Origin of the sequence: Ruminococcus turbiniformis, from assembly GCF_020687545.1 — a bacterium.
Classification (GTDB): Bacteria; Bacillota; Clostridia; order Lachnospirales; family Lachnospiraceae; genus Mediterraneibacter; species Mediterraneibacter turbiniformis.
In genome coordinates this window covers 87269-109990 of record NZ_JAJEQX010000008.1, presented here as the reverse complement: position 1 = coordinate 109990, position 22722 = coordinate 87269, and the positions used below count along the sequence as shown (strand labels likewise).

Sequence of the window (22722 nt, the reverse complement as noted above, 5' to 3'; positions counted from 1 at the left end):
CATGCCTGTTTTCCGGATTTCCGTATCCCTGATTTCTTCATGCATGATTCCTGTATTTCTAATTTCTGCACACTCTTTTATCTGTGCCGGAACAGCAGTTTTTCCGGCTCTCCTCCACAAGCTGGTCGAGCATGATCTCGTCCACCGTGCGGCTGATGCTCTCGTTGATTCTCTGCCAGACATACTTTGTCACACAGCTGTCCGAAATGCTGCACTCGCCGTCCGGGTCAAGCCCCGCACATTCCACGGGTTCCAGACTGCCCTCCAGAGCGCGGAGAATATCTCCCACCGAGATTTCCTTCATATCTTTCGCCAGAACATATCCCCCTGACGCGCCGCGGATGCTTTTCACAAGCCCCGCTTTTTTCAGCATGGACATCAGCTGTTCCAGATAGCGCTCGGAGATATCCTGACGGGCCGAGATGCTGGCAGTCGAGACCGGAGCCTCCCCGCAGTTCCCGGCAAGATCGATCAGAGCGCGCAGACCGTATCTCCCTTTTGTAGACAGTTTCAATCTCTCACCTTCTTCGGAAGTCTATTTCCTACTTTTTTACTAGGATTTACTTTTGTAGAATATCACCCGCTCACTGTTCTGTCAAGACGTTATCCGACATATGCTGTAAAAAGTCTGCCAAAAGGTGGATGATACAATGTCTGTCAAACAAAAACTTTTCCGGGGTGCCGCAATTCTGACGGCCGCCGGACTGATCAGCCGCGGGATGGGATTCTTTTTCCGGATCTTTTTAAGCCATGCTTTCGGCGAGGAAAACGTAGGGCTCTACCAGCTGATCTTTCCCGTCTACACGCTCTGTCTCTCCGTCACAACAGGAGGCATACAGACTGCGGTATCCCGCATGGTCGCAGAAAAAGTTTCTCTCGGGAAGCAAAAAGAGGCAAAAAGCGTGCTCATCACCGCTCTTTGCCTCTCACTGGCACTGTCTGCTATCGGGCTTCTTCTGATTCAGAGAAACGCCGCGTTCATCGCGGACACCTTTCTGGGCGATCCGCGCTGCGCGGAAATGCTCCTGATCATCTCCTATGCGGTTCCCTGCGCTGCGGTTCACAGCTGTATCTGTGCCTACAGCTTCGGGCTCCAGAAGACAAGTCTGCCTGCCGCCAGCCAGCTGGTCGAGCAGACTGCCCGGATCCTGTTTGTGCTCCTTGCCTTTCTCGCCATAGACAAAAGCGGGCGTGTTCCCTCCGTCAGTCTGGCCGCAGCCGGAATCACTGCGGGAGAGTTCTTTGCCGCTCTCTTTTCCGCCCGGGCACTTTCCCGCCGCGCCTCTTTGCCGAAACCTCCTGCGCGCGGGGAAGCCCGGAAGAACTTAAATGAACTGCTCCGTCTCTCCCTTCCTCTGACTGCAAACCGGACAGCCGTCACGCTGCTTCAGAGTGTGGAGGCAGCTTCCATCCCCGCCTGCCTGAAACTCTCCGGACTGACAGGAAGCGAAGCATTAAGCCTCTACGGAGTGCTCACCGGGATGGCGCTTCCGTGCATCCTGTTTCCTTCCGCCATCACAAACTCGGTGGGTACGGTCCTCCTCCCCGCAGTGAGCGCCACGAGCGCATCCGGAAACAGAAGCGGCGTCTTCCGCCTGCTCAAAAGAGCCGCCGGAAGCTGTTTCATCCTCGGACTTGGCAGCTGTCTTTTCTTCCTCCTCTTCGGCGAACTCATCGGGACGCTTCTGTTCCACAGTGACACAGCGGGGAAATTCATACTGACACTAGCCTGGATCTGCCCGTTTCTGTACACGAATTCCGCGCTGATCAGCGCCATCAACGGACTGGGGAAAACCGGCGCCACCTTTCTGATCAACATGACCGGGCTTCTCATCCGCATCGCAGGCGTATTTCTGATGATTCCGCGTTTTGGAATCACCGGGTATCTGTGGGGGCTGCTTGCAAGCCAGTTTGTCATCACAGGACTTGCCGCGGCAGTACTGATTCTTCCAAACCGTTCTCTCACAGGGCGGACAGAAAGATCTTAAGAAGAACCGGATTTACATACAGCTCCAGAAGAATTCCTGCTGACATCGTCAGTACCACAAAGACTGTCTTCTGCCGGTTCCACCGGCTCCCCGGCGCCATCCAGCAGTACATAAGAATCACAAGATATGCGGGAACATAGAGCAGAAACTGGGGCAGAAGCGCCACCACGCATAAAATGCTGCCCCGGATTCCCATATTCAAAGCAGCATCGGAGATCAGAATTCCGCCGGTTATGCCCGTCCAAACAAGGAACAGCGCAGCAGAGATCCTCCGGGCTTTCGTCATGGAAAGACCGCCCAGGACAAGCAGCGGAAGCACTCTCAGCCGGAGGAGATACCAGATATACTCCTTTTCTTCAATCTTCATCCCGGCAAACTGTTCCAGAAAATAGTCGCTGAAAATCACCGGCTCAGCCATATATTTTTTTGCGATGAAATTCACATAAATAATGCCGAGAAGAAACCCCGGCATAAAGAAAGCAAGCAGCTGCTTTCCTGTACGAAACATCTTCATGGCGCCTCCTTTTTCGATCGGTCCGCGCAAAACCGCACGCCCTGTCGGATATTTCATTATATGCCGGGGTATTTCCATTATGCTTATTATGTTTATTATACTTATTTTCCGTATTTCACAGCATAGGCCATAAGAGATGCCACTGTCTTCGAGTCTTCGATCTCTCCGCTGAAGATCTTTTCCTTCAGCTCATCCAGAGAATATGCTTTCAGATCGATAAACTCATCTTCGTCAAGGTGCTGCTTTGACGGGATCAGATTTTTCGCCACATACACCTCGATCCGCTCATTGCAGAAGGCAACGGTTGTGCGCAGCGTAATCAGCCATTCCAGATCGTCGCTTCGGTATCCGGTCTCCTCCTCCAACTCTCTGGACGCGCATTCTCTCCCGGGCTCGTTCTCCTCATCGAGGGCGCCCGCCGGAATCTCAAGCGTATACCGGTCGAGGGCATTGCGGTACTGGCGTACCATGAGAATCTTTCCGTCGTCTGTCACCGGCACAACCGCGGCTGCACCCTTATGTTTGATAAAATCCCATATAACTGTGTGACTGCCGTCAACCTCGATCGTATCCTGATAGAAATCGATAATTTTCCCCTTGAATTTCAGTTCCCGGTTCAGTCTTTTAATGTGCTGCTCTCCCATAATCTTTCTCCTTTTCCTACTCTAAAATCTTTTCTTCTAAAATCGCCTGTACAATCACCGGAAGTGCCTGACGGCACGTTCCGGGATTGTAAGCGGTCGCCAAGGCCTCGGGCAAGCCCGGGCTTTGTCTCGTCGCCTGTACAAAAAGAAAGCCCTCGTCTTTCGACAAGGGCTGATCTTGCATCTGTCTGTTATGATCCATAGTTATTTTGCATAATCTGTCGCCCGTGACTCACGGATTACATTGACTTTAATCTGTCCCGGATATTCAAGCTCGAATTCGATCTGCTTTGCTATATCCCTGGCCAGAAGCACCATATCATCATCAGATACCTGCTCTGGAACTACCATAACACGAATCTCTCTTCCCGCCTGGATGGCAAAAGATTTCTCCACACCTTTAAACTGGTTGGTGATCTCTTCTAACTGTTTCAATCTGTTGGTGTATGTTTCAATTGTCTCACGCCTTGCGCCCGGCCGTGCCGCCGAAATTGTGTCGGCAGCCTGCACAACGCAGGCAATCAGCGTCTGAGGCTCTACATCGCCGTGATGCGCCTCCACCGCATTAATCACCGTTGCGGACTCCTTGTACTTTCTGCAGAGATCCACACCGATCTGGATATGTGACCCTTCTACGTCGTGGTCAATCGATTTTCCTATATCATGCAGCAGTCCGGCACGTTTCGCCATTCTGACGTCCAGCCCGATCTCGGCTGCGAGCAGTCCCGAGAGCTGCGCAACCTCGATGGAATGTTTCAGCGCATTCTGTCCGTAACTTGTTCTGAACTTCATGCGCCCGAGGAGCCGGATCAGCTCCGGATGGATACCCGGCACTCCGACTTCGAGTGCTGCGGCCTCTCCCTCTTCCCGGATCATGGCGTCGACTTCCTTCTGTGCCTTCTCTACCATTTCCTCAATTCTCGCCGGATGGATACGTCCATCCACGATCAGCCTCTCGAGTGCAATTCTTGCCACCTCGCGGCGAATCGGATCAAATCCGGATAAGACAACTGCTTCCGGCGTATCGTCAATAATCAGTTCCACGCCTGTCAGTGTCTCCAGCGTCCGGATATTTCTTCCCTCGCGGCCGATGATACGTCCCTTCATCTCATCGCTCGGGAGCTGTACGACGGAGATCGTCGTCTCTGCGACATGGTCCGCGGCACATCTCTGGATGGCGTTGACAACATACTCTTTCGCCTTCTTGTCAGCGTCCTCCTTCGCCTGAGCCTCAAGCTCTCTGACTATCTTCGCAGTGTCATGCTTCACATCTTCTTCAACAGTTTTCAACAGATATTCTTTTGCCTGTTCGGAGGTAAGTCCTGAGATTCGTTCCAGTTCCTGCACACGTTTCTGACTCAGTTCTTCTACCCTGGCTTCCCGCTGGCGAAGTTGTTCTTCCTTAGACGCAAGCTTCGATTCTCTGTGTTCCAGAACATCGGAGCGCTTGTCAACTGCCTCTTCCTTTGCGAGCACTCTCTTCTCATAGCGCTGCAGTTCCGCTCTTCTTTCCTTCGTCTCCTTCTCGAGATCGTTTTTCGTCCGGATGGATTCTTCCTTCACCTCAAGAAGAGCTTCCTTCTTCGTTGTTTCAGCAGTTTTCACAGCATCGTCAATGATCTCTCTCGCTCTTGTCTCCGCGTTTCCGATCTTGCTCTGAGCGTTTTTCTTCAGATTAGAGACCGTTGCAAAGTGCGAGATAATCCCAACTATCAATGCGAGGGCCACGGCAATTGCTATACATAAGCCTAAACTTATCTGCACAGGAGCACCTCCTTATTCAGTTTTCATTGTACATAATATTTTGATAACATAATATTTAAATACAACAGTTAAATTTTATACTGTTTTCACAACAATGTCAAGCATCCTCATTATAATTTTGTATTACTTGACGGACGGTCTCGCAGCGGAATCCTTTTCTCGCAAAAAAACCGTATATTTTCTGCATCTGAGCGTCATCGGCACTGCGCAGGTCATACCCTTTTTTCCGGATCAGGCGGCGCACCGCCTCCTCCTCGCCGCCCTCCTCACAGCACAACTCAAAGGCGAGACTGATCTGTTCTTCACTGACTCCCTTCTGAAGCAGAGCCGCACGGATTTCCTTTCTGCTCTTTGTCCCCTGTCTGCTTCTCACGTAATTCTCGGCATACCTGGCGTCGTCCAGATATCCGAAAGACCGCACGTATTCGATGGCTCCGTCCACCGCATCCGGAGGATAGAGCCCCTGCCTGAGCTTTTCCCTCAGGGCGGACTCTGTCCGGTCCATATCGCTTAAGAGGTGCAGGGCCCGCAGCCTGGCCCGTTTCTGTACGACTTCTGTCCTGATCGTTCCAACGGTTTCAGAAGAGATCTCCTCTCCCTGCCGTATTCCAAAGCGGGAGAGCTCGCCTTTGTAGAGCACAAAGGCAAACTCTCCGTCCAGATCCACCTTAAACCGGGTCTTTGTACAGGGTTCTATCTTCGTTACGATCATTCTCTGGCACCGCTCTTAAGGGCAAACTCACTCTCCGTCTCCTTTTTGCCCGCGCCTGCTGCTCCGGCCTGCGCCTTTGCCCCGGCTGTCTTTTTCTGTGCTCCGGTGTCCTGGCCTGCCTGCCCTTCCTGTTCTTCTCCCTCACCGTTTAAGTGATAGTGGGCGCGCACTTTCCTGTCCAGTTCCTCCATCAGTTCCGGGTGATTCTCCAGGTAGAGTTTCGCGTTCTCCCTGCCCTGTCCGATCTTCTCTCCCTCATAGGCGTACCACGCTCCGCTCTTCTTGATCAGGTCGATCCCGGTCGCAAGGTCCAGGATATCTCCGGCTCTTGAGATCCCCTTTCCGAACATGATGTCAAACTCCGCCTCCTTAAACGGCGGCGCGATCTTGTTCTTCACAATCTTCACACGGGTCCGGTTTCCCACCATCTCCCCGCTCTGCTTTAATGTCTCGATTCTTCTGACATCCATCCGCACGGACGCATAGAATTTCAGGGCGCGGCCTCCGGTCGTGGTCTCCGGATTTCCGAACATTACCCCGACTTTCTCCCTGAGCTGGTTGATAAAGATCACAACACAGTTGGACTTGCTGATCACCGGGGTCAGCTTCCGGAGTGCCTGGGACATCAGTCTTGCCTGCAGTCCCACATGGCTGTCGCCCATATCGCCCTCGATCTCCTGTTTCGGAACAAGAGCTGCCACAGAGTCAATTACAATAATGTCGATCGCACCGGAGCGCGCCATCGTCTCCGCAATCTCCAGCGCCTGGTCACCGCTGTCCGGCTGGGAGATATAGAGTTCATCGATATCGACCCCGATGTTCTTCGCGTAGACCGGGTCAAGGGCGTGCTCCGCGTCGATAAATCCGGCGATTCCGCCCTGCTTCTGCACTTCCGATATCATATGGAGGGCCACCGTCGTCTTACCGCTGGACTCCGGTCCGTATATCTCGATCACACGTCCTCTCGGGACACCGCCCAGTCCGAGAGCCAGATCAAGGCTTAAACACCCTGTCGGCACCGTCTCCACCGCAACCTGCGCGCTGGAATCCCCCAGTTTCATAACCGCACCTTTTCCGAAATCTTTCTCCAGTTTCGCAATCGCCGCCTCAAGGGCTTTCATCTTTTCTTCATTTCCTGCCATAATTCAATTCTCCTTCTCCGTATCGAACAGTTGTTCGCATCTGGTTAATATAGTATTATACTCTCCGCAAAATGTCAACACCATTTCGTCTTTTAGATTCTACATTCACACATGTACAATAAAAAGGACTCGCTGTGAAACCCGCTTCGATCTGAAGCTTCGAAAATAAGAAGCCTTAACGGCTGTGACATTCGGCTGCAAGAGCGCCTCCGGTATCAGTAAAGTAACGATAGCACAGAATGAAAGAAAAAGCAATGAAAAAGTCGGAGATCCCGGGCAAAATCTGACTGCTCCGCCCTATACGTAAGCGGACCGCAAAACAATTCCCGGGATCTCCGGCAAAATAAATTTCTCTGCCGCTGAACAGCTTCGTTTACTCGATTCCAACCACGTTGTAATCCTTGTCCTCCACCGTCTTTTTCAGCACATCGTCCGCAAGATCCGCATTCAGCGTCACAACCGCGGTTCCGGCCTCGTGGCTCACCTCCGCGGACTCCACTTCCGGAAGCGCCTCCAGCGCCTTCTTCACCGTCGCCTCACAGTGTCCGCACATCATGCCTTCGATTTTCATTGTCTTCGTCATTTCTGTCTCCTCCTTTTTCTTTCTGACTTTTATTTTTTTATCTCTGCCGGCGTCATACATCTTAAACCAGTTGAGCCGCAGTGCATTGCTGACCACACAGAAGCTGGAAAGACTCATGGCCGCCGCCCCGAACATGGGGTTTAACTGCCATCCGAACACCGGAATCCAGACTCCTGCCGCCAGCGGGATGCCGATTACATTGTAGAAAAATGCCCAGAACAGGTTCTCGTGAATGTTCTTAAGCGTCGCCCTGCTTAACCGGATCGCGGCGGGAACATCGCTTAAACGGCTCTTCATGAGCACCACGTCCGCCGCGTCGATGGCAATATCCGTCCCCGCGCCGATGGCGATTCCCATATCCGCCCTCGTCAGAGCCGGGGCATCGTTGATGCCATCGCCCACCATGGCCACTTTTCCTTTCTTTTTCAGGGCGCGGATCACGCTCTCTTTGCCGTCGGGAAGCACGCCCGCGATCACTTCGTCCACGCCCGCCTGGGCGCCGATTGCCTTTGCCGTGCGCTCATTGTCTCCCGTGAGCATGACGACGCGGATTCCCATGTTCTGGAGTTCTCTGACTGCCCGGGGGCTGTCTTCCTTGATCACGTCCGCCACGGCGATAATCCCTTCAAGGTTTCCGTTTCTTGTAAAGAGAAGCGGTGTTTTTCCCTGGCCTGCCAGCGCTTCCGCCTTTGCTTTTAACTCATCCGGGACAGAAGCTTTCTGCGCGATAAACTTCATGCTTCCTCCGAGCAGGACTTCTCCGTCTATTTCTCCGGAAAGCCCGTTTCCCGGAAGCGCCTGAAACGCTTCTGTCTCTTTTCCTTCGCGTTCAAAGGTCTCTTTTATTCCGGACTCCTCTGCCTTCATAAGAACAGCCCTTGCCAGGGGATGCTCGCTTTTTCGCTCCAGTGCGTAGGCGCATGAGAGAAGCTCTTCTTCCGACACGCCTTCTGCGGGGATGAGATCCGTAACCCGGGGCTCCCCGCTAGTGATCGTCCCGGTTTTGTCAAGGGCGACGATCTGGGTCTTTCCTGTCTCCTCGAGAGAGACGGCTGTTTTAAACATGATTCCGTTCTTCGCGCCCATGCCGTTGCCGACCATAATGGCCACCGGAGTGGCAAGGCCGAGGGCACACGGACAGCTGATGACAAGAACCGAGATTCCTCTTGCAAGGGCGAATCCCACGCTCTCTCCCGCAATCAGCCATACAAGGATTGTCACCGCCGCGATGGCAATCACCGCAGGCACAAACACACCGGACACACGGTCCGCAACCTTCGCGATGGGCGCCTTTGTGGCCGCCGCATCGCTGACCATCTGAATAATCTGGGAGAGGGTCGTATCCTCGCCCACCCGCGTCGCTTCACAGCGCAGGAAACCGGACTGGTTGAGGGTGGCCGCCGAAACCGCGTCCCCCGCATTTTTGTCCGCCGGAATACTCTCTCCGGTGAGCGCGGATTCGTTGACCGCGCTTGTTCCCTCGAGCACAACGCCGTCCACCGGGATATTTTCCCCGGGCCGCACGACAAATACATCGCCTTTTCGCACCTGATCCACCGGCACTTCCTCTTCCGCGCCGTTTCTCACCACTCTGGCCGTCTTCGGCGCAAGCTTCATCAGGCTTTTCAGCGCGTCCGTCGTCCTTCCCTTTGAGCGGGCTTCCAGCATCTTTCCGACGGTGATCAGCGTAAGGATCATGGCCGCTGACTCAAAGTAAAATTCGTGCATATAGGACATCACGCCCGCCGCGTCGCCGCGCATCTGCGCATCAGTCATCGCAAAGAGGGCGTAAACGCTGTATCCATAGGACGCCCCCGCCCCGAGCGCAACCAGGGTGTCCATGTTCGGCGCCCGGTGGATCAGCCCTTTGAATCCGCTGATAAAAAACTTCTGATTAATCACCATGACGGCCGTTGTAAGAAGGAGCTGGATCAGCCCCATGGCCACGTGATTGCCTTCCAGAAAAGACGGCACCGGCCAGTTCCACATCATATGCCCCATGGAAAAGTACATCAGCGGGAGCAGGAAACACAGAGACGCGATCAGCCGCCGCTTCATCTTCGGCGTCTCCCGGTCCTTAAGCGAATCCTCCGCCTCGGACACGGAAATCCCGCTGCCCGCGCGGGCACTTCCCGCCGCGTTCTTCGCCCCTTTCTCGCTGGCTCCGTATCCGGCTGCCTCCACAGCCGCGATAATCTCAGACGGGGCCGCCGTTCCCTCCACGCCCATGGAGTTGGTCAGAAGGCTTACGGAACAGGACGTCACCCCCGGAACCTTTGACACGGCCTTCTCCACTCTGGCACTGCAGGCGGCACAGCTCATGCCTGTCACATTATATTGTTCCATACTTGATTCCTCCCGTCATTTCATCAGTTTCTGAAGGACAAGAACCAGTTCGTCGATCGTCTCCTCATTGCCTTCCCGGATATCTTTCGCCACACAGGTGCGGATGTGATCCGCAAGAAGAACTTTGTTGAAGCTGTTCAGTGCCGCGTTGACCGCGGATACCTGGATCAGGATGTCGGGGCAGTACGCGTTTTCTTCCACCATCCTCTTGATTCCCCTCACCTGTCCCTCGATCCGGCTTAACCGGTTCATCATGTCCTTTTTCTCTTTTTCTGTACGTTCCTTTGTCCTGTGCTCACAGACAGGACAGACTTTATTTGATTCTGCCATACCGGTAATTCCTTTCTTTCCATTATTTCTGTCTTTCCCCGGAAATATAAAACCCCCGAGGGGTATTCATCGCTACACTGCGATTATATACCTCTCAGGGGTATAATGCAAGACTTTTTGCAAAATTTTATGCAAATGTCTCTTCCCACTCTTTCTCCTTAAACCCGACAAGGACTTTTCCGCCATCCACAAGAATCGGACGTTTCACAAGCATCCCGTCCGAGGCAAGAAGAGAAAACTGCTCCTCCTCGCTCATATCTGCAAGACGGTCTTTTAAGTTCATCTGCTTGTACAGATTGCCGCTCGTATTGAAAAATTTCTTTAAGGGAAGCCCGCTTAATTCGTGCCATTTCTTCAGCTCGTCCGCCGACGGATTGTCGGTTTTGATATCCCTCATCTCATACTGTACTCCCTTTTCATCCAGCCATTTCCACGCTTTTCTGCATGTGCTGCATTTCGGATAACATAAAAACAACATTTTCATTTTACCTCTCTTTTTTTGATAGCGCCGGTGTGCAACCGCCAACTGATATTATCATAACAGTTCCTTGTACGAAAATAAATACGCGTATTGCGAATTTTCACTTTTATGATAGAATAAAGGTTACGGGTTGTCCCGTATGAACACAAATTCATTCACAGATTGTTTGATTCAGAAATAATATAAGGAGGAAATCGACAATGCACTGTTTCAGAAAAGTAACGGATGACTTATACTGGGTCGGCGCAAGTGATCGCAGAATCGAGCTGTTTGAGAATATTTTTCCGCTCACAAAGGGAGTATCCTACAACTCCTATCTGCTGCTGGATGAGAAGACAGTTCTTTTCGACTCGGCTGACTACGCCGTCGGACGTCAGTTTCTCGAAAATGTGGACGCCGTACTTAACGGCCGTTCCCTCGATTATCTGATCGTCAACCATATGGAGCCGGACCACTGCGCGATGATCGATGAACTGGTGCTCCGCCATCCCGGCCTTCAGATTATCGGAAACGCCAAGACTTTCCCCATGATCGACCAGTTCTTTGATTTTGATCTGGAAGGAAGAAAGATCGTCGTAAAAGAAGGAGATACATTCTCATCCGGAAAGCACACGCTTCATTTCGTCATGGCTCCCATGGTCCACTGGCCGGAGGCAATGATGACTTACGATGCAGAGGGCAAAATCCTCTTTTCCGCAGATGCGTTCGGAACGTTCGGCGCTTTAAACGGCAACATTTTCAACGATGAGCTTGACTTTGACAGAGACTGGCTCGACGAGGCGCGCCGCTACTACACAAATATCGTCGGCAAGTACGGAATGCAGGTACAGAATGTACTGAAAAAGGCCGCAGGGCTTGACATCAGCATGATCTGCCCGCTGCACGGCCCCATCTGGAGAACCGATCTTTCCTATATTATCGGAAAGTATGATCTCTGGAGCAAATATGAACCCGAGGAGAAAGGCGTCATGATCGCCTACGCGTCCATGTACGGAAACACGGAAAACATGGCGGAGATCCTCGCAGCGATGCTTGCGGAGGCCGGTGTGAAAAAGATCCGCATGCACAATATCTCCAAGACGCACGTGTCTGAACTGATCTCGGACAGCTTCAAGTACAGCCACATCGTACTCGCTGCGCCCACCTACAACAACGGCATCTATCCGCTGATGGATAATTATCTGGAGGACATGAAGGCGCTGGCGCTTCAGAACCGCACGGTTGCCGTTCTCGGAAACGGAACCTGGGCGCCCCAGACAACCAAACTGATCTCCGCGAAAGTCGGCGAGATGAAAAACATGAATCTGATGGAAGCTGCTGTCACAATCAAATCTTCCGTAAAAGACGCGCAGATGGAAGAGCTGAAAACTCTCAGCAGACAAATTGTGGAAGAAGTGTTATAATAAAATTTAATTCAGCCGGTTATCCGCTGATTATCACTTTTCACATGTACGAAGGAGGAGTTCTTATGAAATTAGTAATCACCATGAGCCGCCGTTTTGGAACCGGAGCAAGTGTCATCGCAGAAGAACTTTCCAAACGGCTTGATATCCCTGTCTACGACAAAGCCTATATTGAGCAGAAGTTAAGCGACCACACGTATGAAAACGAGGCGGAAGCAATCCGCAGGCTTGCGGAAAAGCCGTGCATCATCCTCGGGCGCTGCGCTTCCGATATTTTAAAAGACAGAATGAATGTCCTCAATATCTTTGTCTGCGCGGACAAGGAAGACCGGATCCGCCGGATCATGGCAAAGGAAAACATAAGCTATGACGAAGCGAAAGAAGAAGTGGAGACAACTGATGAGCAGAGAGCTTCCTACTATTACGAGCACACAGGAAAAACATGGGGCGATGTGAACGACTATCACATGATTCTCGATACGACCCAGCTCGGGCTTGAAAACTGCCCGGATATCCTGATGCACTATTTTGAGAAGTGTGAATATATTTAAGATTTTGAAAAAAGTTTTGAAAAGAATTTATCTCAGAACTGATGAGAGCCAGGCTGAAAAGCCGGGCTCTCTCTTTTTATTCGTTTATTCTGTGCTGTCCTCAGCCGTTCCGGACGCATCTTCTGTACCGTCAGCTGTGCCGTCCTCTGTGCTCTCCTCGCCGCTGCTCTCGGATGTATCCTCTTCCTCTGAGGTGATGATTGTGATTCCCAGATCCTCAAAGTCAAGCTTGTTCCACACGCTCTCGTTTACACTGATCTCTGCAGCAGAACGCCACTCTTCCAGCAGAGAGTCATACTGGTCCTGCCTGCGCTGCTCGACGATTGTCTCTTTTTCCTGATCTGTCGCCTCACGGTCAAGAAGCGTCGTAAGACGCGCCACGTAGATTCCGCTGTCTGTCTCAACCGGATCTGTCACATCGCCTTCCGCCTCAAGGGCATCCGCCGCAGCGATGAGATCGGAATTAGGCGTCGTTGACTCTGAGTCAAATGTCGCATCGGAAGCCTGATATCCAAGCTCCGTCGCAACCGCCGATATATCCTCTCCGTTTCTCACGCGGTCGGCCAGATTCTGGGCTGTTGTCTTGAGCGCCTCTTTCTCCTCGTCTGTGAGCTCTGTAGAGCTGCCCGAGTCATCTGTCGCCGTGTAGGAGAAGAACACATACTGCATTCCCTTCTGGGCCGCCTCTTCATCGGAGACTTCCTCGTCCACACCCTCTCTCATCTTGCTGTCCATCTTATTCTGAATGGTAACAAGTTCCAGATATTTCTCAATATCCTTCTGGTAGCCGTAAGCGTACTCTTTCGCATCCTCCGTATTGTCCGCGTCAAACTGCTCCGCGGTATCCGTAATCGCCTTCCGCTCATCCTCTGTAAGAGAGACATCATATTCTGACGCGTGCTGGGAAATCAGATAAAGATTCTCCACAGATTCCAGAATACTGTCTTTTAAATATTCCTCATACGTCTGCTCCTCATCCGCCGCCTGGGACCACATATCCGCCGCGGTCATTCCCATCATCTGCGCGTAATATGTCTCATACTGTCCCTGGGTCATCCTCGCATAGAAGCCGGCGACTCCCATCGTAATCTCTTCCCCGCCGACTGTCGCCACCACTTTATCCGAGTCAACAGTGCTGCTGCACCCTGTGACCGTCATCGCCGCGAGCACTCCTGCCGCTGTCAGAACTGCCGCCTTTTTTCCAAAACGTACCATAATAGCCTCCTCTTTTACGTCATCCTGCCCCGCAGTCTTTTTGTTCTTCCTGCGGACGGACGCCGGTTCCCGGCGCTTTCTCATTCTCTGCAAGCCGTTCCGGTTCCCGGATACACTGATACATTATAACGTGTTTTGCCCGAAGTAACAAGTGGAAAACACAAATGAATCACGCTTTGAATCATGCTTCCGGCATTTTCAGCTTCCGTATCCCCTCCAGCACGCGTTTTACCGTATCGAGAACGTTCTCCGCCGTCTCTCTTCCGCTTCTTCCCTTCTTCTGATAGAGGAAATACGGCGGTTCCTCCGTGCGGAACACAAGATCTCTTCCGTATTCCTGAAGCAGCACCGGTATCTTCCGGGGATCGATCTTCGCCCTCTCATACAGAGTGAACCGGATCGTCTCCCCCTTCTGCTCTACAGCCGTCACATAGGCAGAATGAGCCAGTGATTTGAGCGCCGCAATGTGGAGAAGCTGCTGCACCTTCTTCGGGATATCCCCGAACCGGTCGATGAGCTCCTCTGTCATGTCGTCCAGCTCTTCCTCATTTTCGATCGCTGCGATTCTCTTGTAAATGTCCAGTTTCTGATACTCGTTTCGGATATAGGACTCCGGAATATAGGCGTCGATGTTCAGATCGATCACGGTTGAGAAGCTCTCTTCATGGGTCTCCCCTTTCAGTTCCAGCACTGCCTCGTTTAACATCTTGCAGTACATGTCATACCCCACGGCCTCCATGTGGCCGCTCTGCGCCTCGCCCAGCAGGTTTCCCGCGCCGCGGATCTCAAGATCCCGCATGGCGATCTTGATTCCGGATCCCAGCTCTGTAAACTGGCGGATGGCGGACAGCCTCTTCTCCGCCACTTCCTTTAAAAGCTTATCCCGTCTGTACAGAAGGAAGGCGTAGGCCATCCGGTTGGAGCGTCCCACTCTGCCCCGGAGCTGGTACAGCTGGGAGAGGCCGAAGCGGTCCGCATCCTGTATGATCATGGTGTTGGCGTTCGGAATGTCAAGTCCGGTCTCAATAATGGTCGTGGAGACAAGCACGTCGATATCCCCGTTGATGAAATCATACATGATATCCTCCAGCTCCCTCTCCCGCATCTGCCCGTGGGCAAAGGAGATGTTTGCCTGGGGAAGAAGCCTCTGAAGCCGTCCTGCCACATCCGCGATGTCGCTGACCCGGTTGTACACATAATATACCTGGCCGCCGCGGGAGAGCTCTCTTTCAATGGCTTCCCTGACCATCTCGTCATTGTACTCCATGACATACGTCTGGATCGGCATCCTGTCCTGGGGCGCCTCCTCCAGCACGCTCATGTCCCGGATTCCGATCAGGCTCATGTGGAGCGTCCGCGGAATCGGCGTCGCGGTCAGCGTCAGCACATCGATATTCTCCCGGAGTTTTTTGATCTTCTCCTTGTGGGTGACGCCGAAGCGCTGTTCCTCGTCGATGATCAGAAGGCCCAGATCTTTATACCCCACATCCTGAGACAGCACTCTGTGGGTTCCGATGACAATGTCGACCATGCCTTTTTTCAGGTCTTCCACCGTCTTTTTCTGTTCATAGGGCGTGCGGAACCGGCAGAGCAGGTCAATCCGCACCGGGAAATCTTTCAGTCTCTGCACGAATGTATTGTAATGCTGCTGTGCCAGAATCGTCGTCGGAACAAGGAATACGACCTGTTTTCCCTCCTGAACGGCCTTGAACGCGGCGCGGATGGCCACCTCGGTTTTTCCGTAGCCCACATCCCCGCAGATCAGACGGTCCATGATCTTCGTGCTCTCCATGTCATGCTTCGTATCTTCGATAGCCTGAATCTGATCGTCTGTCTCCTCAAAGGGGAACATCTCCTCAAACTCTTTCTGCCAGACCGTATCCGGCCCGTAGACGAACCCTTCGGACTGCTGCCGCACCGCATAGAGTTCCACCAGATCCTTTGCCACGGTCTGGACCGCCTTTTTCACCTGGCTTTTCGTCTTGCCCCACTGGACGGTTCCAAGCTTGTTAAGCCGGGGCTTTTTGGCGTCCGCTCCGGCATATTTCTGGATCAGATCCATCTGCGCCACAGGGATATAAAGCACGCCCCCGTCCGCGTAGGAGATTTTCATGTAATCTTTGACAATCTTCTCCACTTCGATCTTTTCGATTCCATGATAAACGCCGATTCCATGATTTTCATGCACCACATAGTCGCCCGGCTTCAGTTCCGCAAAATCCTGGATCTTCTGTCCCTCATATTTCCGGCGGCGCTTCTTCTTTTTCTTCCGCCCGAAAATATCTGTCTCGGAAATGACCATGAATTTAAGCATGGGGTACTCATACCCCTCCGCCATATAGCCTGAGGAAACCATGATTTCGCCCGGACTTACCGTGCGCTCCATATCCTCGCTGTAAAAGCTGCTTAAGTCATAGTCCCGCAGATCCTCCGCCAGACGCCTTGCCCTTGTCCTGGAGCCGGAGAGAAGGATCACCCGGTATCCGCTTCTCTTTAACCGCTTCAGATCCCTGGTAAGGAGCTCGAAACTGTTGTTGTACGGATTCACTCCCTTTGCCTGGATGCTGTATGTCTGGCGCACATGGAAGAGGCCGCACTTTGACTCCAGCGTGGTCAGGCCGATCCCGCTGTAGCGGTTCATGGCGGCAATGATATTCCTTGTCTCAAATACGCGGAGCTGTTCTCTTCCGTCCTCATTCAGATCGGAGTGGAAGGAATCCGGATTTTCCGCCCTGCGCTCCAGACTGTCGAAATACTCCTTCTCCACTTCCTCCGCTGACTCCTGAAGCCGCTGAGGTTCATCGAGGAAAAGAAGTGTCTTCTCCCGCGGAAAATACTCCAGAAAGGAGACTGCGCGCAGATCCTCCCGCCAGTTTTCCGACGCCGGATAGATGACGATCTCTTCCAGATTCTCAACTGACCTCTGGCTCTCCACGTCAAAACTGCGGATGGAGTCGATCTCATCCCCCCACATCTCAATCCTCACCGGCAGTTCCTCGGTCAGCGGAAACACGTCCAGGATCCCGCCCCGGACGGAGAACTGCCCCGGACCTTCGATCTGGCTCTCCCGCTCATACCCCATTCGGGAGAGCTTCTGCTGAAACTCCGTCAGATCGAGAACATCACCGCCTTTTAAGGCAACCCGCTCTGCGAGGATCTCATCCGGTCCCGGAAGCCCGTCCAGAAAGGCGTCCATGGTCGCAATCACAGTGACCGGATTCTCCCTGTGCTCAATGAGGACCCGCAGCACTTCCATCCTGCTGTCCGTAAGCGTCTTTCCCTTGATATCCGCATGGTAAAATAAAAGGTCCCTGGCCGGATAATACCACACGTTCTCCGTGAAGATCCGGTACTCCTCGTATGCCTTTTTCGCCTTTTCCTCACTGGAAAAAGCGATGACTCTGTAATCACAGCCATCGCCAAGCGCATACATCAGATGGGTCTTCTGCGAATTTACGCAGCCCGCAATCTGGATGAGTCCTCCTTCTTTTCTCCTGTTTTTCAGAATTTCCTGATAATCCGCAAGTTCCGCAAGCGGAGACAGTAAAGCCTGCATATCCCCATCTTCCCTCTATTCATTATTCCTGTTTTTCTTCCGGTTGTACTCTGTCATTGCGTCTCCGATTCTTCCCGAAAGGATCATCTCCGCAGCCCGGACCGCATGATCATAGCCTTCCTCCATCATCTTTTTCTCCCCGGATGAGAAGTGGCCGAGCACATAATCTGCCAGATCATATCCTTTCGGCTTCTCCCCCACACCCACACGGATACGCGGAAACACCTGGCCGCCCAGATGGGCGATAATGTTTTTGATCCCGTTATGTCCGCCTGCGCTTCCCTTCTCGCGGATACGCAGCTGTCCGGGTTCCAGATTGATATCGTCATAGACGACGATCAGCTCATGCTCTTCGTCCACCCGGTAGTAGTCGATCAGGCTGCGGATGCTCTCTCCGCTTAAGTTCATATACGTCTGGGGCTTTGCGAGAATCACTTTCTGCCCCTCGATGACGCCTTTTCCGATCAGCGCCCTGTGCTTTTTTGCATCCACCGCTATATTGTATTTGTCCGCAAGTCTGTCTATTACTTCAAACCCGGCGTTGTGCCGCGTTCCCTCATATCTTTTCTCAGGATTCCCAAGTCCTGCTATGATAAACATTTCAACTTCATCCTTCCTGCATTCTCTTTTTCTGCCGCAAAGGCTATTGTACAGGAAACCCTGTCTTTTGTCACGCATTCCCCGTGAATATTTTTCCTTTTTCAGTCATACACTTATAAAAAAGCGAACCGCCGAATTCACCGGCAGTCAAATCAATCAGGAGGTAACTCTATGGGTACCAGAACTAAAATCGTTGTCCTGCACATGAAGGAGATCATCTACACTGCCATCTTTGCGGCACTGGGAATTCTGCTGATCGTCCTTCTGATCATCATGTTCCGGCCGGGCAGCGGCGAAACGGGCGCAAATGCCGAGAAGAAATACAATCCCGGCATCTACACTTCATCGCTCACGTTAAACAACACCAACCTGGAGGTGGAAGTGGCTGTGGACTCTTCCAGCATCAATTCCATCCGTTTTTCCAATCTGGACGAGACAGTGACTGCCATGTTTCCCCTTATACAGCCTGCAATAGAAGAGATTGCAGATCAGGTCTACGAGACACAGTCTCTGGACGACATCGAACTCTCCGAGGATACTCCGTACACGTCGCAGATCATCCTCGACGCAATAAAAGAAGCCGTTGACAAAGCCGCAGTCGGATAAACTGCGGCCTTGTCTTTTATCCCTCCACGATCAGGTATGTTCCGTCCGGAAGTTTAAAGACTTCGGAGGCGTCCTCAAGCTCATCCTGCGACATGTGATCCACATCCACGCCTTCCTCTTCAAAATATTCCCTTACTTCCTCAATGGAATCGACCACCACGGCCATACAGTCCTCAAGGAATGCCTCCGCCTCCTCGAGAGTCTCCGCAACCGGTTCGTCAAACAGTTTCTCCTGATCTTTTAAAAATGTCTTAAGGCATTCTTCGCTGTAGCTGCTCATCTCTTTTCCTCCTGTTTTTCATGATCTCAACGATCTCTTTCGTACTGTCCGCAATCCAGGACGGCCCCGCCTCCTCAAGCACCTCTCTGGAGCGGAATCCCCACGTCACCAGCACCGTGTCCATGCCCGCCGCCTTTCCGGTCGCCGCGTCCACCTCGGAATCCCCGATGTAGAGCACTTCCGACGGTTCTGCCTGAAACGTTTCCGCGATCAGAAGGGAGGCCGACGGATCCGGCTTTCTTGGGAAATCATCCCTCTGGCCTCTGATCAGGTCGAACGTTCCCTTTCCGAATACCGTCTCCACAACATGCACCGCCTGGCGGTCCGGTTTGTTCGAGAGGACTCCCAGTTTCATCCCCTCCTGCTTCATCTCCTGAATCAGATCCGGAATCCCGTCATACGGTTTCACGTGCCATGTGCAGTTCTCATCAAACACTCTCAAATACACCGCGAGCGCTTCCTCGAAGCGGGACAGATACTCCTCCCCCGCCTTTTTCAGCGTCTTTTCGATCAGCACCGCAGAGCCGTTGCCTACGAACTGCCGGCACTCCTCCCTAGTAATGCCCGGAATTCCGAGCTCTTTCATGGCCAGATTGACAGAATGCGCCAGAGAATCCAGCGTGTCCGTCAGCGTTCCGTCCAGGTCAAATATGCATGCCTTGTACATCTTTCTTCTGTAATCCTTTCTCCTCCGGGGCCGCCGCGCTCTCCCCTTCTTATTTCATCCTCTACTCTCCCAGCAGGTAACGCCGCATGGTCTTTAAGGCGTTTTTCTCCAGCCGGCTTACCTGGGCCTGGGAGATGCGGATCTGCTCCGCCACCTCCATCTGCGTCTTTCCCTCGAAAAAGCGCAGGGTAATAATATACCGCTCACGCTCGTTGAGGCGCTCCATAGCCGCCTCAAGGGAGAGCTCCTCGACCCAGTTCTCTTCTTTATTCTTCTTGTCGCTCACCTGATCCATGACATACAGCGTATCTCCTCCGTCGCTGTACACCGGTTCCTGCAGGCTCATGGGCATCTGTATGGCGTCCAGGGCGAACACGACGTCCTCCTTCGCGATGCCGATCTCGTCGGCAATCTCCTGAACCGTCGGCTCTTTCAAATGCCGTCGGATATACCCCTCCCTGGCATAGATCGCCTTGTAGGCCGTGTCGCGCAGAGAACGGCTCACCCGGATGGGGCTGTTGTCTCTTAAATATCTCCGGATCTCGCCGATAATCATCGGCACGGCATATGTGGAAAATTTCACCAGTCTTGTGGGATCAAAGTGATCAACCGCCTTCATCAGCCCAACGCAGCCGATCTGAAAAAGATCGTCCGCGTTCTCGCTGCTTCCCTCAAACCGCTTGATCACACTGAGGACGAGTCTTAAGTTGCCCTTGATATAGGTCTCTCTCGCCTCCTCGTCACCGGCTTTGATGCGGGCAAAGAGCTCCTCTTTTTCTTCCTCTTTCAGAAGCGGGAGCTTCGACGTATTCACCCCGCACAGTTCCACCTTGTTCACCATCATTGCAAGAATCCTCCTAAGCATTTTCTACTTAGAATGATTCTCACTCAGACGGCAGGATATTCCGGAAGCCCGAAAATTTTATAAACTTTTGGACCTTGACAGGCAGGTCAGCTTCCCGTCACTCTTCCCATTTGTCCGCCAGATTGTTGATCTGCGACTCGAATTTCGCCTTGTCCTTGTTGGTAAGGCCTTCGTTTCTGTAAATCACGTCAAGCAGGCGTTTTCCTGCCGCCACGAGCCGGTCAAACGCAGCGTCCGCACGCTTCTGTGTCGCCTTCTTTGCCTTCACCGGAATGCGCACGCCTTCTTTTATAATTTCATTTGCCGTCAGGTCCGCCTCGCAGGACGGATAGGGCGCCCAGGCGCTGTACCCGAACTTTTCCTCAATCATCGCGGCGAATTTCTCCGTCACCTCATCCTCGCCGTGTACGACGAAGACGCGCTTCGGCGGTGTCCGGAACGCGCCGATCCATTTTAAAAGTCCGTTCATGTCCGCGTGGCCGCTGACTCCGTGAAGGCTCTCGATCCGCGCGTGAACTTCGATGGCCTCCCCGAATAGCCTGACGTCCTTCTCGCCTTCCAGAAGTTTTCGGCCAAGCGTACCCGCCGCCTGATATCCGACGAAGAGAATCGTACACTCCGGTCTCCACAGATTGTGTTTGAGATGGTGCCTGATTCTTCCCGCGTCGCACATGCCGGATGCGGATATGATCACCTTGGGCTTTTCGATAAAATTGATCATCTTTGAGTCATCGCTTGTGGTGGATGTGTGAAGTCCCGGAAACACCAGCGGATTGATCCCCGCATTTACGAGGGCGAGCGCCTCCTCGTCAAAGCATTCCTTCATATTCAGGGTAAACACTTTTGTGGCCTCAATGGCCAGCGGGCTGTCCAGATACACGTCAAAATCCGCATACTCCGGAAGCAGGTTTTTCTCCTTGATCTCCCGGATAAAGTAGAGAATCTCCTGGGTTCTTCCCACTGCGAAAGAAGGGATTACCACGTTTCCGCCCCGGTCGAACGTCTCCTTTAAAATACCGGTAAACTCTCCCACAAAATCCGGCTTTTCCGCCGTGTGGACACGATCCCCGTAAGTGGACTCCACAACCACGTAGTCCGCCGTATCCGTGTAGGTCGGATCCTTGATGATCGGCTGATCCAGATTTCCCACATCGCCTGAAAAGACGATCTTCTGCGTGTCGCCGTCCTCCGTAGCCCACACTTCGATACTGGCCGAACCGAGCAGGTGTCCCACATCCGTAAAGCGGATCCGGATGCCGTCGCAGATCACGATCTGCTCCCCGTACTGACAGGGCACGAGCAGGTCAATCGCGTCCAACGCATCCTGCATCGTATAGACCGGCTCATACTCCGGTTTTCCGGCTCTCCTGCCTTTCCTGTTGCGCCATTCCGCCTCAAACTCCTGGATGTGGGCGCTGTCACGAAGCATGATTCTGCACAGATCCGCCGTGGCGTATGTGGCAAAGATCGATCCTTTGAACCCGTTTTTAGCGAGTTTCGGAAGCATTCCGGAATGATCGATGTGGGCGTGCGTCAGGAACACGTAGTCCACATCGGATTCCGGAATCGGAAGCCCGAAGTTCTCGTAGAGATCCGGCCCCTGCTCCATTCCGCAGTCGATCAGGATGTTTTTCCCTGCCGCCTGAAGGAAATGGCAGCTTCCCGTCACCTCATGGGCAGCTCCGACAAATGTAAGTTTCATAATATTTCACCGCCTTCCGACTTTTTTATACGGTTTTCCATTTTTTTACTTTTTCCCGGTAAAAAATCATGCCTTCCTTCACAATCTCCATCTGTCCGCCGCTTACACGGACCATTGTCACAGAGCAGTTCGGAGGAACTTCGTTCTTCCAGAACCCGGATACGGAAACGTTCCCCCGAATCCGGTTCAGAATCGCGGTCATGGCAGCTCCGTGGGTGGAGATAAGGATACTTTTCTCTGCCAGATCCGTCTTCTCTCTGTCGGAGAGTTCCCGCAGAAACTCCCCGGTTCTGGCGTAGAGATCCTCCACACTCTCCGCCCCTTCCGGCGGCAGGTAGTTTCCCGTATCCGTAAAAAAGAGGTCGAACGCCTCACTTTCCGGGCTTCTGCATTCCCCGCCGCTTAAGACCCCTTCATAGCATCCGAATCCGATCTCCTGAATCCGGGGCTCGTCAATCAGCGGCACGTCCCGCTCTCCCAAAATAATCTGCGCGGTCTCGCGGGCTCTGAGAAGAGGGCTTGTAAAGGCCATGTCGATTTTCACATCCTTCATTCCCTCCGCTGTTTCACGGGCCAGATGCCTGCCGTAGTCATTTAACGGGATGTCCGTGTGTCCCTGTACTCTGTGCTTCCGGTTCCAGTCTGTCTCACCGTGGCGCACAATATATAGCATCATATATGTCTTCTCCTTTCAGGCATTGTCTTTTTCCTTCCGCAAGTCTATAATAGACAAGACAGAGATAAAGATCGGGAAAGGAATGATTACAGACAAT

Annotated in this window: 21 protein-coding genes; 4 read left to right on the top strand and 17 right to left on the bottom strand. The window is 52.8% G+C overall.

Going from position 1 to position 22722, the window contains the following annotated elements:
- Positions 1–58: 58 nt before the first annotated feature.
- Positions 59–514 carry an RrF2 family transcriptional regulator gene (locus LKD70_RS06365; protein WP_227707193.1) on the bottom strand — a complete coding sequence of 152 codons (456 nt, stop codon included), beginning with the start codon at positions 512–514 and terminating at the stop codon, positions 59–61.
- Positions 515–650: 136 nt separating this feature from the next.
- On the opposite strand from LKD70_RS06365, the gene LKD70_RS06360 reads away from it, so the two are divergent.
- Positions 651–1988 (top strand): putative polysaccharide biosynthesis protein, encoded by a 1338-nt coding sequence (locus LKD70_RS06360; RefSeq protein WP_227707192.1) that lies wholly within the window; start codon positions 651–653, stop codon positions 1986–1988.
- On the opposite strand, the gene LKD70_RS06355 is transcribed toward LKD70_RS06360, so the two are convergent.
- From LKD70_RS06355 to LKD70_RS06320, 8 genes are all read right to left on the bottom strand, one after another.
- A complete protein-coding gene (locus tag LKD70_RS06355) occupies positions 1963–2502 on the bottom strand; it encodes a stage II sporulation protein M (protein ID WP_227707191.1) in 540 nt (179 codons plus the stop codon). The genes LKD70_RS06360 and LKD70_RS06355 overlap by 26 nt on opposite strands.
- 101 nt (positions 2503–2603) lie before the next feature.
- Positions 2604–3146 (bottom strand): NUDIX hydrolase, encoded by a 543-nt coding sequence (locus LKD70_RS06350; RefSeq protein ID WP_227707190.1) that lies wholly within the window; start codon positions 3144–3146, stop codon positions 2604–2606.
- 204 nt (positions 3147–3350) lie between these two features.
- A complete protein-coding gene (gene rny / locus LKD70_RS06345; protein WP_407690918.1) occupies positions 3351–4910 on the bottom strand; it encodes a ribonuclease Y in 1560 nt (519 codons plus the stop codon).
- 97 nt (positions 4911–5007) lie between these two features.
- Positions 5008–5622, bottom strand: coding sequence for a regulatory protein RecX (locus LKD70_RS06340; protein ID WP_227707189.1), 615 nt, complete (start codon positions 5620–5622; stop codon positions 5008–5010).
- Positions 5619–6764 (bottom strand): recombinase RecA, encoded by a 1146-nt coding sequence (gene recA / locus LKD70_RS06335; RefSeq protein ID WP_227707188.1) that lies wholly within the window; start codon positions 6762–6764, stop codon positions 5619–5621. The genes LKD70_RS06340 and recA overlap by 4 nt, the downstream gene beginning before the upstream one ends.
- Positions 6765–7137: 373 nt before the next feature.
- Positions 7138–9693 carry a heavy metal translocating P-type ATPase gene (locus tag LKD70_RS06330; RefSeq protein ID WP_227707187.1) on the bottom strand — a complete coding sequence of 852 codons (2556 nt, stop codon included), beginning with the start codon at positions 9691–9693 and terminating at the stop codon, positions 7138–7140.
- Between the two features lie 15 nt (positions 9694–9708).
- Entirely contained in the window at positions 9709–10023 is a 315-nt protein-coding gene (locus LKD70_RS06325; protein WP_227707186.1) for a metal-sensing transcriptional repressor, read from the bottom strand.
- 127 nt (positions 10024–10150) lie between these two features.
- A complete protein-coding gene (locus LKD70_RS06320) occupies positions 10151–10501 on the bottom strand; it encodes an arsenate reductase family protein (protein ID WP_227707218.1) in 351 nt (116 codons plus the stop codon).
- Positions 10502–10704: 203 nt separating this feature from the next.
- On the opposite strand from LKD70_RS06320, the gene LKD70_RS06315 reads away from it, so the two are divergent.
- Together LKD70_RS06315 and LKD70_RS06310 are read left to right on the top strand one after the other, a co-directional pair.
- The gene (locus tag LKD70_RS06315; RefSeq protein ID WP_227707185.1) at positions 10705–11907 is read left to right on the top strand and encodes an FprA family A-type flavoprotein; all 1203 of its coding nucleotides are present in this window, start codon (positions 10705–10707) and stop codon (positions 11905–11907) included.
- A gap of 65 nt (positions 11908–11972) precedes the next feature.
- Positions 11973–12458 (top strand): cytidylate kinase-like family protein, encoded by a 486-nt coding sequence (locus LKD70_RS06310; protein WP_227707184.1) that lies wholly within the window; start codon positions 11973–11975, stop codon positions 12456–12458.
- Positions 12459–12542: 84 nt separating this feature from the next.
- Here the strand turns inward: LKD70_RS06310 and LKD70_RS06305 are convergent, their stop codons facing one another.
- From LKD70_RS06305 to pth, 3 genes are all read right to left on the bottom strand, one after another.
- Positions 12543–13673, bottom strand: coding sequence for a SurA N-terminal domain-containing protein (locus tag LKD70_RS06305; protein WP_227707183.1), 1131 nt, complete (start codon positions 13671–13673; stop codon positions 12543–12545).
- Between the two features lie 181 nt (positions 13674–13854).
- The gene (gene mfd / locus LKD70_RS06300) at positions 13855–17229 is read right to left on the bottom strand and encodes a transcription-repair coupling factor (protein WP_227707182.1); all 3375 of its coding nucleotides are present in this window, start codon (positions 17227–17229) and stop codon (positions 13855–13857) included.
- A gap of 15 nt (positions 17230–17244) precedes the next feature.
- Positions 17245–17829, bottom strand: coding sequence for an aminoacyl-tRNA hydrolase (gene pth, locus LKD70_RS06295; RefSeq protein WP_227707181.1), 585 nt, complete (start codon positions 17827–17829; stop codon positions 17245–17247).
- 171 nt (positions 17830–18000) lie between these two features.
- Here pth and LKD70_RS06290 point away from each other — a divergent pair, with 171 nt between their 5' ends.
- The gene (locus LKD70_RS06290; protein WP_227707180.1) at positions 18001–18435 is read left to right on the top strand and encodes a hypothetical protein; all 435 of its coding nucleotides are present in this window, start codon (positions 18001–18003) and stop codon (positions 18433–18435) included.
- A gap of 16 nt (positions 18436–18451) precedes the next feature.
- On the opposite strand, the gene LKD70_RS06285 is transcribed toward LKD70_RS06290, so the two are convergent.
- The 5 genes from LKD70_RS06285 to LKD70_RS06265 form a co-directional block, all read right to left on the bottom strand.
- Positions 18452–18715: a glyoxalase gene (locus LKD70_RS06285; RefSeq protein ID WP_227707179.1), complete on the bottom strand. Its 264-nt coding sequence runs from the start codon at positions 18713–18715 to the stop codon at positions 18452–18454.
- Positions 18687–19382: an HAD family hydrolase gene (locus tag LKD70_RS06280; RefSeq protein ID WP_227707178.1), complete on the bottom strand. Its 696-nt coding sequence runs from the start codon at positions 19380–19382 to the stop codon at positions 18687–18689. Before LKD70_RS06280 ends, LKD70_RS06285 begins: the two co-directional genes overlap by 29 nt.
- Positions 19383–19443: 61 nt before the next feature.
- Positions 19444–20226 (bottom strand): RNA polymerase sporulation sigma factor SigG, encoded by a 783-nt coding sequence (gene sigG / locus LKD70_RS06275; protein WP_227707177.1) that lies wholly within the window; start codon positions 20224–20226, stop codon positions 19444–19446.
- 118 nt (positions 20227–20344) lie between these two features.
- Positions 20345–21949 (bottom strand): MBL fold metallo-hydrolase RNA specificity domain-containing protein, encoded by a 1605-nt coding sequence (locus tag LKD70_RS06270; protein WP_227707176.1) that lies wholly within the window; start codon positions 21947–21949, stop codon positions 20345–20347.
- Between the two features lie 25 nt (positions 21950–21974).
- Positions 21975–22625: a histidine phosphatase family protein gene (locus LKD70_RS06265; RefSeq protein ID WP_227707175.1), complete on the bottom strand. Its 651-nt coding sequence runs from the start codon at positions 22623–22625 to the stop codon at positions 21975–21977.
- Between the last annotated feature and the right edge of the window lie 97 nt (positions 22626–22722).

Bases quoted from the DNA above. Each gene is read 5' to 3' on its own strand.
- LKD70_RS06360 (WP_227707192.1), top strand. From the start codon at position 651: ATGTCTGTCAAACAAAAACTTTTCCGGGGTGCCGCAATTCTGACGGCC.
- LKD70_RS06355 (WP_227707191.1), bottom strand. From the start codon at position 2,502: ATGAAGATGTTTCGTACAGGAAAGCAGCTGCTTGCTTTCTTTATGCCG.
- LKD70_RS06350 (WP_227707190.1), bottom strand. From the start codon at position 3,146: ATGGGAGAGCAGCACATTAAAAGACTGAACCGGGAACTGAAATTCAAG.
- LKD70_RS06340 (WP_227707189.1), bottom strand. From the start codon at position 5,622: ATGATCGTAACGAAGATAGAACCCTGTACAAAGACCCGGTTTAAGGTG.
- recA (WP_227707188.1), bottom strand. From the start codon at position 6,764: ATGGCAGGAAATGAAGAAAAGATGAAAGCCCTTGAGGCGGCGATTGCG.
- LKD70_RS06330 (WP_227707187.1), bottom strand. From the start codon at position 9,693: ATGGAACAATATAATGTGACAGGCATGAGCTGTGCCGCCTGCAGTGCC.
- LKD70_RS06325 (WP_227707186.1), bottom strand. From the start codon at position 10,023: ATGGCAGAATCAAATAAAGTCTGTCCTGTCTGTGAGCACAGGACAAAG.
- LKD70_RS06320 (WP_227707218.1), bottom strand. From the start codon at position 10,501: ATGTTGTTTTTATGTTATCCGAAATGCAGCACATGCAGAAAAGCGTGG.
- LKD70_RS06315 (WP_227707185.1), top strand. From the start codon at position 10,705: ATGCACTGTTTCAGAAAAGTAACGGATGACTTATACTGGGTCGGCGCA.
- LKD70_RS06310 (WP_227707184.1), top strand. From the start codon at position 11,973: ATGAAATTAGTAATCACCATGAGCCGCCGTTTTGGAACCGGAGCAAGT.
- LKD70_RS06305 (WP_227707183.1), bottom strand. From the start codon at position 13,673: ATGGTACGTTTTGGAAAAAAGGCGGCAGTTCTGACAGCGGCAGGAGTG.
- mfd (WP_227707182.1), bottom strand. From the start codon at position 17,229: ATGCAGGCTTTACTGTCTCCGCTTGCGGAACTTGCGGATTATCAGGAA.
- pth (WP_227707181.1), bottom strand. From the start codon at position 17,829: ATGTTTATCATAGCAGGACTTGGGAATCCTGAGAAAAGATATGAGGGA.
- LKD70_RS06290 (WP_227707180.1), top strand. From the start codon at position 18,001: ATGGGTACCAGAACTAAAATCGTTGTCCTGCACATGAAGGAGATCATC.
- LKD70_RS06285 (WP_227707179.1), bottom strand. From the start codon at position 18,715: ATGAGCAGCTACAGCGAAGAATGCCTTAAGACATTTTTAAAAGATCAG.
- LKD70_RS06280 (WP_227707178.1), bottom strand. From the start codon at position 19,382: ATGTACAAGGCATGCATATTTGACCTGGACGGAACGCTGACGGACACG.
- sigG (WP_227707177.1), bottom strand. From the start codon at position 20,226: ATGATGGTGAACAAGGTGGAACTGTGCGGGGTGAATACGTCGAAGCTC.
- LKD70_RS06270 (WP_227707176.1), bottom strand. From the start codon at position 21,949: ATGAAACTTACATTTGTCGGAGCTGCCCATGAGGTGACGGGAAGCTGC.
- LKD70_RS06265 (WP_227707175.1), bottom strand. From the start codon at position 22,625: ATGATGCTATATATTGTGCGCCACGGTGAGACAGACTGGAACCGGAAG.